Below are 10570 nucleotides of genomic sequence, written 5' to 3' on the forward strand. Positions count from 1 at the left end.
ACTCACTTCGCGTTCAGCTCTTTCACCAACGCGTCGCGGCCATAGACCTTGAGCAGGGCTTCCTGGATGCCCGACGCCGCCACGTGGACCGAGCGGTTCAGCACCGGGTCGTAGCCGTAGGCGCCGCCCAGCGAGTGGATGTTGCCGTCGAACACGGCCCCGATCACCTCGCCCTTTGCGTTCAGGGTCGGCGAGCCGGAGGCGCCGCCGATGATGTCGCCGCTGCCGGAGAAGTTGAACACGACCCTCTTGTCGATCTTCGACTCCGCCGCCAGCCAGCTCGGCGGCAGGTCGTACGGGGCCTGGCCGGTGTTCCGAGCGTAGAGGCCGCCGATTTCGGTGAAGGGCGCGATCGGCTGACCTCGCTCGGTCCAGCCCTTCACCGAGCCGTAGGTCAGGCGCAGCGAGAAGGTGGCGTCCGGATAGATGGCGTCGCCGTAGGCGGCGAAGCGGGCCTTGGCGACGTCGGCCGCGGCCTTGGCGGTCGGGCCGGTCACCCGGCTCTCCCAGGCGGCGCGCGCCTCGCGGGCGGCCGGGTCAAGGCTCAGCACGTACTGGATCAGCGGGTCGTCCGACGCGCGAACCGCCTCGATCCCGCCGTCCCACAGCGCCTTGCGCACGGCCGGGTCGGCCAGCTTGCTGCCGGCCACCAGGCGCGCGGCCTTGGCCTCCGGGCTCTCGCGGCCCAGCAGCAGCTTGGTGACCTGGTCGTCGGCGGTCAGGTGCTCGCGCGCCTTCGACAGCCAGAACGACAGGTACAGCTCCTCAAGCCCGGCCTGCACCGGCGTCTCGGCCTGCAGGTTGCGGCCCATGCGGGCCAGGGCGGCGTCGTCATAGCCGCCCAGCCGCTCGGCCGCCGGCCTGGTCCGCTCGGTCGCGCCGCGGACGATGGTCTGGGCGTAGCCGTAGAGCTTGGAGGCGTCGCCGGCGTTCGCTTCCAGGAAGTAGTAGGGCAGGTAGAGGTCGCGGTAGGCCGCCTGCGCCGCCTCGATGTCCGCCCACGGCTTCTGGTTGGCGGTCTTGGCGCGCAGGTCTTGCTCCTCGCGCTGCTTGGTCCCGAAGAACGCCTTGTCGGACAGGGCTTTCAGCTTACCCCAGTTCACCTTGTATCCGTTCTCCAGGAAGGTGATCGGGTCCTGGGCGACGCGCGCGTTCTCGGCCGACTGCTGCGAGAAGCCGATCAGCCGGCCGCGCTTCTCGGCGGTGTTGACCAGCGAGAAGGGAAGGGTGAAGTCGCGCAGCGTCTCCAGCTGGCTCACGGTCAGCAGGCGCTGGGTCGAGCCCGGGTTGCCGGCCACGAAGATCGGCTCGCCGGCCTTCGGCGCGGCCGGGTTCCACTTCAGGTGGTTGGGGGTCGAGACCGGCTTGCCGTCGGCGTAGAGGCGCAGGAAGCCGATATCGAGGTTGAAGCGCGGGAAGTTGAAGTTGTCCGGATCGCCGCCGAAGAAGCCGGTCTTGAACTCCGGCGCGAACACCAGGCGCACGTCCTCGTAGCGGCGGTACTTGTAGAGCTTGTACTGGCCGCCGCCGTAGAAGCTGATGACCTGGCAGCGCACGCCGGCCTGGCCGTCGCAGTTCTCCTTCTCGATCGCCGAGGTGGCGGTCGACAGCGCCTGCACCAGGTCGGCCCCGCTCTTGCCCTCGCCGGCCGCCTTCACCTTCGCGGTCACGTCGGTGATGCCCTCCAGGATCTCGGCGGTCATTCCCGCGCAGCGCTTCTCTTCCTCGCGGGTGGCGGTCAGGAAGCCGGCCTTCAGGTAGTCCTGCTGGGCGGTGGACAGGTCCTGCGCGCAGTGGGTGACGCAGTGGTAGTTGGTCAGCATCAGGCCGTCGGAGGAGACCACCGAGGCCGAGCAGCCCGGGATGCGGGCGGCCGCGCCGCGCACCCGGTCCAGCCAGGCCTGGTCGACGGTCACGCCGTAGGTCTGTTTCACCTTGGCCGACGGGAAGTTGTCGAGCGTCCACATGCCTTCGTCGGCGTGGGCGGCGCTGGCGGCGCACGCCACCGCGGCGGCGGCGGCGGACGCGAGAAGTTGCTTGGTCAGACGCATGGACGGAGCTCCCCCTGGGGCGGCCTTTGCGGCCGGGCTTTGCCCTGCGTCTAAGGCAAAAACGCGGGCGCCCGAAGAGCGCCCGCGTTACCGTTACGTAATGTTGGCTCCCCGCGGTCGCGGGCGGGGCCTCACTTGGCGTTCAGCTCCTTCACCAGGTGGTCCTGGCCGTAGAGCTTCAGCAGGGCCTGCTGCACCATGGCGGCCGAGACCGCGACGGTGCGATTGGTCGTGCCGTCATAGCCGTAGGCGCCGCCCAGCGAGGGCAGGTTGCCGTCGAACACCGCCCCGATCACTTCGCCCTTGGCGTCGATCAGCGGCGAGCCGGAATTGCCGCCGATGATGTCGTTGGTGGTGGCCACGGTGAAGATCGTGGCCGGGTCCAGCTGCGCCTTGCGCTCGGCGAACTTGGCCGACAGATCGAACGGCGCCGCGCCGGTGGCGCGCTCGTAGAGGCCCGCCACGTTGGTGGTCGGCGCGACCTCGCGATCGCCGTCCTTCCAGCCCGCGATCCGGCCGTAGGACAGGCGCAGAGAGCCGGTGGCGTCCGGATAGACCCTGTCGCCGTAGACCTTGAAGCGGGCCAGGGCCAGGCGCTCGGCGGCGCGGTCGGTCGGGCCCTCCACCCGCTCCTCCCAGGCCGCTCGGGCCGCGCGCGCGTCGGCGTCGGTCTTCAGCACGAACTGGATCAGCGGGTCGTCGGACGCCGTGATCGCGTCCAGACCGCCCGCCCACAGGGCGGCGCGCACGGCCGGGTCGCCCAGCTTGGTGGCGGCCACCATGCGCGCGGCCATCGCCTCGGGCGACTCCTTGCCCAGCATGGTCTGGACCGACGGGGCGTCGGTGCCCAGCGCCTCGCGGGTCTTGTTCAGCCAGAAGGCCAGATAGAGCGTCTCCAGCTCCGGCTCGATCCGGCGCGGGTCCAGGGTGCGCTTCTCCGCCAGGGGCAGGCGCGCCTCGGTGTAGTCGAGCAAGCGCTCGCCGTTGGGCTTGGTCTTCTCCTGGGCGGCGCGCACCAGGGTGCGGGCGTAGCCGTACAAGGCCGAGCCCTGGCCGGCCTGGGTCTCCAGCTGCTCGTAGCGGGGCAGCAGGACGGCGACGTCGTCCTGCAGGGCGGCGATCTCGCCCCACGGGTCGCCGGTGGCTGCCAAGGCCGGATCGGCCGCGACCTGGGCGCGGAACTTCGCCTCTTCGGTCCGCTTGGCGTCCATGAAGCTGGTCGTGGCCAGCGCCTGGTGCATGCCGTAGGCGCGCTTCAGGTTGTTCTCCACGCCGCGCAGGGCGTCGCGGGTCTGGCGGCGGTGGTCGTCGCTCTCCTCGGCGTAGCGGATCAGCCGGCCGCGCAGCTCCGACAGGCGCTTGATGGTGGCCGGCAGCATCCAGTCGCGTTCGGCGTCGAGCTGGGCGACGGTCTTCAGGCGCGAGGTCGAGCCCGGGTTGCCGGCCACGAAGGTCGGCTCGCCCGGCTTCGGCGCGCGCGGGTTCCACTTCAGGTGGTTAGGCGTCTTGGCCGGCTTGCCGTCCTCGTAGACGCGCAGGAAGGCGGCATCGAGCGCGTAGCGCGGGAAGTTGAAGTTGTCCGGGTCGCCGCCGAACACAACGGCCTGGGCCTCGGGCGCGTAGACCAGGCGCACGTCGGCGTACTTGCGGTACTTGTAGAGCTTGTACTGGCCGCCGCGGTGGAGCGAGATCACCTGGCAGCGCAGCTTCGCGTCGGTCCCGCAGCCTTCCTTCTCGATCAGGCCGATCTCGGCGTCGCGCGCCTTCACGAAGGCCTGGCCGGTCTTGCCGGCGGCGGCGCCGCTCACCCGTGGCGTGACGTCGACGATCTCCAGCAGGATCTCGGCGGTCTGGCCCGCGCAGACCCGCTCGTCCTCGCGGCCGGTGGTGAAGAAGCCCTCGCGCACCACGTCGCGTTCCGGCGTGGAGAAGGTCTGGGCGCAGGACCGCACGCAGTGCTGGTTGGTCAGTACCAGTCCCTCGGACGAGACCAGCGAGGCGGAGCAGCCGCTGATCCGCACGGCGCCCAGGCGGACCTTGTCCAGCCAGGCCTGGTCCACGTGCGTGTCCAGCTCGGCGTTGATCTGGGCGACCGGGGCGGCGTCGAAGGTCCACATGCCTTCTTCGGCCGAGGCGCCGGACGCGACGGCCGACAGGGCGAAGGCCGCGCCCGCGGCCAGCCAGGATTTCAGGGTTCGCACGAAAGTCCCTCCCGACAGGGTGTTTGCGCCGGCTTAGCGCGGCTTCGGGCCGGTCCGCCAGTAGGCACTGGCGCGCAACTCGTTACCCGGATTTAACTTTGCCGTGGCTCCGCTTAAGGTCACAAGTCGCGCCATGGGGGGTGGTCGCGGATGTCGCTCGCGCTATCGACGCTGATTTATGAATGGCGCCGCTACACTGCGGCGATCGTCGCGCTGTCCATGGCCGGCGTGCTGGTGCTCGCCCAGGTCGGCCTGTTCATGGGCATCAACAAGGCGTTCACGGCCACGATCGACCGGTCGCCGGCCCACATCATGATCCTCGGGCCGAAGTCCGAGAGCATGCTGCAGGGCACCGGCGTGCCGCGCCGGATCAAGCCGCAGATCTATCTGAACCCCGAAGTGGTTGCGGTCTCCGACCTCGACGGCGACGGCGCGCGCTGGAACAACCTGCCGACCGACGGCTCCAAGCAGAAGCGCGAGTTCGTCAACATCATCACCGTCGACCCGATCCCCGGCGCGGTCACCCTGCCGACCGATTTCCCGGAGGCCGCCCGCGAGGCCATCACCGAGCCGCGCTCGGTGGTCGTCGACCGCTCGGCCCTGACCCGTCTGGGCGTCAAGCTCGGCGATCAGGCGCTGATGAACGGCAAGAAGGTGCGGGTGGTGTACGTGGTCGAAACCTACCCCAACCTGGCCCAGCCGATGGTGTTCGTTTCGCGCGACACCCTGCAGATGCTGGGGCTGAACCGGAAGGGCCCCGACGGCGCGGCCCTGGTCGTGAAGGTCGCCGACCCGGCGCGGGCTGAGATCGTGCGCGACCAGCTGAACGCCGTCTCCAAGGGGCAGTACCGGGCCTGGACCCGCGAGGAACTGTCGAAGGCCAACGAGCAGGCGCTGCTGAAGGACCAGTTCATCGGCCTGTTCCTGGTCGCTTCGGTGATCCTCGGCCTGTTCATCGGCGTCATCATCACCTTCATGACCCTGCGCGGGGCGGTGTTCGCCAACATCAAGGAGTTCGCCAGCCTCAGGGCGCTCGGGGTCTCGATGGGGTCGCTGCGCTGGATCGTCATCGAGCTGTCGTTCTGGGTCGGCGTGTTCGGCCTGGGCTCGACCTGGGTGGTGATGTGGGGGGTGACCGCGCTCGGCGCGGCCAACGGCCTGCCCATGGCCTATCCGCTGTGGTCGGTGATCCTGGCGGTGATGATGCTGATGACCATCGCCGTCCTGTCGGGCGTGTTCTCGCTCGGCATTCTCAAGAAAGCCCAGCCCGCGGACCTGCTGCGATGAGCAAGAAAGCGATCGAGGCCAAGGGCCTGAGCAAGCGGTTCAAGACCGGCCGCTCCTATGTCGAGGTGCTGAAGGCGATCGACTTCGACGCCGACCACGGCGACGTGACCATGGTCATGGGGCCGTCGGGCTCCGGCAAGTCGACCCTGGTGGCCGCCCTGTCGGGCCTGCTGCGGCCCGACACCGGCGACGTCACCGCGCTGGACACCAAGATCTGGAAGCTCAGCTCGGGGCGCATGGACAAGTTCCGCCTCGACCACTGCGGCTTCATCTTCCAGGGCTTCAACCTGTTCCCGGCTCAGACCGCCCTGCAGCAGGTCTCGACCGTGTTGCGCTTCAAGGGCCAGGACGCGGCGGCGGCCAAGGCGCGGGCCAAGGTGGCCCTGGACGAAGTGGGCCTGGGCCACCGCATCAATCAGCGGCCGGCCGAGCTGTCCGGCGGCGAGAAGCAGCGCGTCGCCATCGCCCGCGCGCTGGCCAAGGAACCCAAGCTGATCTTCGCCGACGAGCCGACCTCCGCCCTCGACAGCGAGAACGGCCAGGTGGTGATCCGCCTGCTGCACCGCGCGGCCAAGGAGCACGGCGCGGCGGTGATCTGCGTGACCCACGACCCGCGTCTGCAAAGCTTCGCGGACCGCATCATCCACATCGAAGACGGCCGTATTCTGGACGACGTCCGCCAAACGCCGAGCGCCCCCACCGGGGCCGGGCACTGACCATTCGGGGCTAGAGAGCAATGTTCGGCATCTTCCGCAGCAAGGCCTTCTGGGTCGTCGTGTTCCTGCTGGTGGTCGGCGGCGGCGGCTTCTTCATGATGAGCAAGAAGGCCGAAGCCGAGAAGCAGAAGGCGGCCGCGGCCGCCGCGGCCCCGAAGGTCGTCACCCCCTATGCGGCCATCGCAAACGGTAAGGCCGACGTGGAGGGCGGCATCATCCAGGTGGCCGCCCGCCGCGCCGGCATCGTCGAGGAGGTGCTGGTCCAGGAAGGCGAGGCGGTGACCAAGGGCCAGGTGCTGGCCCGCCAGGAGAGCAACGATCCGCGCCTTGCGGTCGAGCGCGCCCGCGCCGAGGTCGGCCAGGCCCAGGCGCAGATCGCCGCCACCGAGGTGCAGCTGGTCGCCGCGCGCCGCGAGTACGACCGGATGCGCCGCCTGTCCGACACCAACTACATCGCCGCCCAGAAGCTGGACGAGGCGCGTGACGCGGTGCGCACCGCCGAGGCCACCCTGCAGGCCCAGCGCGCGGCCGTCGCCACCGCTCAGGCCCGGCAGAACGAAGCCCAGTACGACCTGGAGCTGACCGTGGTCCGCGCGCCGGCCGACGGCGTCATCGTGCGCCGCTACGCCAACCCCGGCGCCGGCGCCTCGACGCTGAACGTCTCCAACATGTTCGACCTGGAGCCGAAGGCGGCCCGCATCGTGCGCGCGGAAATCACCGAGAGCGCCATCCCGTCGGTCACCATCGGCCAGGAGGTCGAGATCGTCCCCGAGTCGGACGAGACCAAGGTCTACGTCGGCCAGGTCCTGCGCCGCGCCGCGGTGTTCGGGGCCCGCAAGCTGCAGTCGGACGACCCGTCCGAGCGCACCGACGACCGCGTCGTCGAGGTCGTGGTGTCGGCCGACGGCGCGCCCTTCCTGATCGGCCAGCGCGTGCTGGTGAAGTTCATGAAGCCGGGCGAGAAGGCCGGCGTGAAGCGCGCCGCGCCGAAGCCGGCCGCCGGGCCGCAGGCCAAGGGCTGATCTGAGGCTCCCGCTCCCTTGATCGAGGGAGCGGGAGACACCCGCTAAACGGTCGCTGCGACCGGTCGAAGGGTTCACAACCGCGGCTGAGGCGCTAAGACCTGCGCCATGGCCGTTTCCTCCGAACTCGTGTCTGCGGCGAGCGCGACCCTGGGCGTGGACGCCCGTCTGTTGCCGAAGCTGGCGGACGCCGCCGGCGACCTGGCGCTGAACCTGGTCACCGCCGCGCTGATTCTCGTCGTCACCTGGTTCGTGGCGCGCTGGGCCGTGGCCCTGACCCGCCGGGCCTTGCAGCGCATCCGCGCCACCCGCAACGACCGCACCCTGCAGGGCTTCGCCGTGCAGGTCGTGCGCGTGGCGGTCTACATCGTGGGCCTGGTTGCGGTGCTGAACCGCCTGGGCGTGCAGACCACCTCCATCGTCGCCGTGCTGGGCGCCGCATCCCTGGCCATCGGCCTGGCCATGCAGGGCGCCCTGTCGAACGTGGCGGCCGGCGTGCTGCTCTTGCTCCTGCGGCCTTACAAGGTCGGCGACGCCATCGAGGTGGCGGGCCGCACCGGCACGGTGCGGCGGCTGGACCTGTTCACCACCGAGCTGGCCACCAGCGACAACATCAAGATCGTCGCGCCCAATTCCAAGGTGCTGGGCGACGTCATCGTCAACTTCAGCGCTCACCCAAGCCGCCGAATCGAGCTCAGTTTCGACGTCGAGTACGAAGCGGACATCCAGCAGGTCTACGACCTCATGCGCCAGACCGCCGCCGCCAACGCCAAGGTTCTGGCCGACCCCGCCCCGTGGGCGGGGGTGACGGCGCTGAAGGAGTCCGCGGTGGTGGTCACCCTGCACGCCTGGGTCGCCAACCCGGACTGGTTCGAGACCAAGGCCGCCCTGATCCGCGCGGTGAAGGAGGCCTTCGAGCGCGAGGGCTTGTCCATCCCGTACCCGCACCAAGTTCAAGTCGAGAAACACCCCGCCGGAAAGGCCGCCTGACGTGCGTTACGATTTCGCCTCGGACAACACCGCCGGCATGGCGCCGGAAGCCCTCGACGCGCTGGTGCGCGCCAACGCCGGGTTCCAGCGGGCCTACGGCGCCGACGACCACACCGCGCGCGCGGCCGACCTGATCCGTCAGAAGCTCGACGCCGACGCCGAGGTGCGGTTCGTGTTCTCCGGCACGGCGGCCAATTCCATCGCCCTGTCCATGCTGGCCCAGCCGTTCGAGGCGGTGCTGGCCCATCAGGCCGCCCACGTCTGCACGGACGAGACCGGCGCGCCCGGCTTCTTCGGCCACGGGGTCGGTCTGATCGGCCTGCCGGGCTTCTCGGGCAAGATTGACCTCAAGGCGCTGAAGTCCGCGCTGGACGAGCCGATCGTCGGCCACCGCCAGCCGCCGGCGGCCCTGTCCCTGACCCAGGCCACCGAGTACGGCGCGGTCTACACCGTCGACGAGCTGCGCCGGCTGATCGAGCCGGTGAAGGCCAAGGGCTACGGCGTGCACATGGACGGGGCGCGCTTGGCCAATGCGGCGGCGGCCGGCTTCGACCTGACCGAGATCGCCCGCCTGGGCGTCGACGTGCTGGTGCTGGGCGGGGCCAAGGCCGGCGGCCTGTGCACCGAGGCCCTGGTCATGTTCGATAAGTCGCTGGCCCGGCGCGTGGACAACCGGCTGAAGCAGGCCGGGCAGGTGTCCTCCAAGACCCGTTTCCTGGCCGCGCCGCTGCTGGGCCTGCTGGAGAGCGGCGCCTGGGAGGGCCACGCCGCCCACGCCAACCTGATGGCCGAGCGCCTGGCCGAGGCGATCGTGAAGCGCACCCGCTTCGTGGTGGCCCATCCGGTCGAGGCCAACACCGTGTTCGTGCGCATGCCCGAGGACGCCCACCAGCGCCTGCTGGCCGAGGGCTGGGCCTGCTACCGCTTCGACGACGGTTCGGTGCGGTTCGTCTGTTCGTGGGCGACCACGGAAGAGGCGATCGAGGAGCTGGCCTTCGCCATGACGCGGGGCCAGTAAGCCCCAGCCGTCACCAAGCCGGCTTGCGCGCCTTGAAGCGCATGCCGCAGCGCGGGCAGGCCCGGTCCGGCGGCGCGAAGTGCCAGCGGATGCGGAAGCGGCCGGGCAGGCCGCTGGGCCGATAGAACACCGGCAGGGCGCATTTCGGGCAGCGGCAGGCCACCCAGATCACGAGGGTGAGGGCGGGCAGGGCCCAGATCGGGACGTGCACCGCCCCGACCTGGCCTGCGATCAAGAGGCCCAGCCAGAAGCCGGCCAGCAGCCACCAGGCCGCCGTGATCAGTCGTGCGATGAATTCGCCGTTCAAGCCAATCCAGCACGCCCGATCGCATAGAACCGATCGGCGCGCTGCTTCCTGAGTTCGTCGGCGGACAGCGGCGCGAGCATGCGCAGTTCCTGCTCGAGCACGTCCCCGACATTGCGGATAGCGGTTTCGGGATCGGAATGCGCGCCGCCGGTCGGCTCTTCGACGATACGGTCGACGATGCCGAGACCGATCAGGTCCTGGGCGGTGATCTTCATGGCGGCTGCCGCGTCCCTGGCGCGCGAGCCATCCCTCCACAGGATGGACGCCGCGCCCTCAGGGGAAATCACCGAGTAGATGGAATGTTCCAGGATCAGGACACGATTTGCGGCGGCCAGCGCGATGGCGCCGCCCGAACCGCCTTCGCCGGTGACCGTGGCGACCATCGGCGTGCCCAGCGTCAGGCCGCGTTCGGTCGACCGGGCGATGGCCTCGGCCTGGCCGCGCTCCTCGGCGCCGATGCCGGGATAGGCCCCGGCGGTGTCGACGAAGGTGACCACCGGCAGGCCGAACTGCTCGGCCATGTCCATCAGGCGCACCGCCTTGCGGTAGCCCTCGGGGCGGGCCATGCCGAAGTTGTGCTTCAGGCGGGTGGTGGTGTCCCAGCCCTTTTCGTGGCCCATGACCACGACCGGCTGGCCGCGGAACTTGCCCAGGCCGCCGACGATCGCCTGGTCGTCGCCGAACGAGCGGTCGCCGCGCAGCTCGACGAACTCGTCGATCAGGCCGGCCAGGTAGTCGCGCAGGTGCGGACGCTCCGGATGGCGCGCCACCTGAGTCTTCTGCCAGGGGTCGAGCTTGGAATAGGCGTCCTTGCGCAGGTCCACGACCCGGGCGCGCAGGGCGGCGATTTCCGCGTCGAAGGCGCCGGCGCCGGCGGTCTCCGACAGACGGGACAGTTCTTCGATCTTGGCTTCGAGGTCGGCGATCGGCCGCTCGAATTCGAGATAGTGGCGCACGGGCGCGATCATTCAGGAGCCT

Annotated in this window: 9 protein-coding genes; 5 read left to right on the plus strand and 4 right to left on the minus strand. The window is 70.0% G+C overall.

The window, feature by feature from the left end; translation table 11 throughout:
* Positions 1 to 2: 2 nt before the first annotated feature.
* Together H8B08_RS04435 and H8B08_RS04440 are read right to left on the minus strand one after the other, a co-directional pair.
* Positions 3 to 2051, minus strand: a complete 2049-nt coding sequence (locus tag H8B08_RS04435; RefSeq protein WP_187448998.1) for a S46 family peptidase — start codon at positions 2049 to 2051, stop codon at positions 3 to 5.
* 131 nt (positions 2052 to 2182) lie between these two features.
* Positions 2183 to 4252, minus strand: a complete 2070-nt coding sequence (locus tag H8B08_RS04440) for a S46 family peptidase (protein ID WP_370545398.1) — start codon at positions 4250 to 4252, stop codon at positions 2183 to 2185.
* Positions 4253 to 4402: 150 nt separating this feature from the next.
* Between H8B08_RS04440 and H8B08_RS04445 the strand changes: the two genes are divergently transcribed.
* From H8B08_RS04445 to H8B08_RS04465, 5 genes are all read left to right on the plus strand, one after another.
* Positions 4403 to 5539 carry an ABC transporter permease gene (locus tag H8B08_RS04445; RefSeq protein WP_187448999.1) on the plus strand — a complete coding sequence of 379 codons (1137 nt, stop codon included), beginning with the start codon at positions 4403 to 4405 and terminating at the stop codon, positions 5537 to 5539.
* Positions 5536 to 6255 (plus strand): ABC transporter ATP-binding protein, encoded by a 720-nt coding sequence (locus H8B08_RS04450; protein WP_187449000.1) that lies wholly within the window; start codon positions 5536 to 5538, stop codon positions 6253 to 6255. The genes H8B08_RS04445 and H8B08_RS04450 overlap by 4 nt, the downstream gene beginning before the upstream one ends.
* Before the next feature lie 20 nt (positions 6256 to 6275).
* On the plus strand, positions 6276 to 7277 hold the full coding sequence (locus H8B08_RS04455; protein ID WP_187449001.1) for an HlyD family secretion protein: 1002 nt from the start codon (positions 6276 to 6278) through the stop codon (positions 7275 to 7277).
* A gap of 108 nt (positions 7278 to 7385) precedes the next feature.
* Positions 7386 to 8267 carry a mechanosensitive ion channel family protein gene (locus H8B08_RS04460; RefSeq protein WP_187449002.1) on the plus strand — a complete coding sequence of 294 codons (882 nt, stop codon included), beginning with the start codon at positions 7386 to 7388 and terminating at the stop codon, positions 8265 to 8267.
* 1 nt (position 8268) lies between these two features.
* The gene (locus H8B08_RS04465) at positions 8269 to 9285 is read left to right on the plus strand and encodes a beta-eliminating lyase-related protein (RefSeq protein WP_187449003.1); all 1017 of its coding nucleotides are present in this window, start codon (positions 8269 to 8271) and stop codon (positions 9283 to 9285) included.
* A gap of 10 nt (positions 9286 to 9295) precedes the next feature.
* Here the strand turns inward: H8B08_RS04465 and H8B08_RS04470 are convergent, their stop codons facing one another.
* Together H8B08_RS04470 and H8B08_RS04475 are read right to left on the minus strand one after the other, a co-directional pair.
* The gene (locus H8B08_RS04470; protein WP_187449004.1) at positions 9296 to 9592 is read right to left on the minus strand and encodes a hypothetical protein; all 297 of its coding nucleotides are present in this window, start codon (positions 9590 to 9592) and stop codon (positions 9296 to 9298) included.
* Positions 9589 to 10560 (minus strand): acetyl-CoA carboxylase carboxyltransferase subunit alpha, encoded by a 972-nt coding sequence (locus H8B08_RS04475; RefSeq protein ID WP_163260095.1) that lies wholly within the window; start codon positions 10558 to 10560, stop codon positions 9589 to 9591. Before H8B08_RS04475 ends, H8B08_RS04470 begins: the two co-directional genes overlap by 4 nt.
* Positions 10561 to 10570: the final 10 nt, after the last annotated feature.

Source organism: Caulobacter sp. 17J80-11, assembly GCF_014349105.1.
Taxonomy (GTDB): domain Bacteria; phylum Pseudomonadota; class Alphaproteobacteria; order Caulobacterales; family Caulobacteraceae; genus 17J80-11.

Coding starts and splice junctions, on each gene's coding strand:
- H8B08_RS04435 (WP_187448998.1), bottom strand. CDS start 2,051: ATGCGTCTGACCAAGCAACTTCTCGCGTCCGCCGCCGCCGCCGCGGTG.
- H8B08_RS04445 (WP_187448999.1), top strand. CDS start 4,403: ATGTCGCTCGCGCTATCGACGCTGATTTATGAATGGCGCCGCTACACT.
- H8B08_RS04450 (WP_187449000.1), top strand. CDS start 5,536: ATGAGCAAGAAAGCGATCGAGGCCAAGGGCCTGAGCAAGCGGTTCAAG.
- H8B08_RS04455 (WP_187449001.1), top strand. CDS start 6,276: ATGTTCGGCATCTTCCGCAGCAAGGCCTTCTGGGTCGTCGTGTTCCTG.
- H8B08_RS04460 (WP_187449002.1), top strand. CDS start 7,386: ATGGCCGTTTCCTCCGAACTCGTGTCTGCGGCGAGCGCGACCCTGGGC.
- H8B08_RS04475 (WP_163260095.1), bottom strand. CDS start 10,560: ATGATCGCGCCCGTGCGCCACTATCTCGAATTCGAGCGGCCGATCGCC.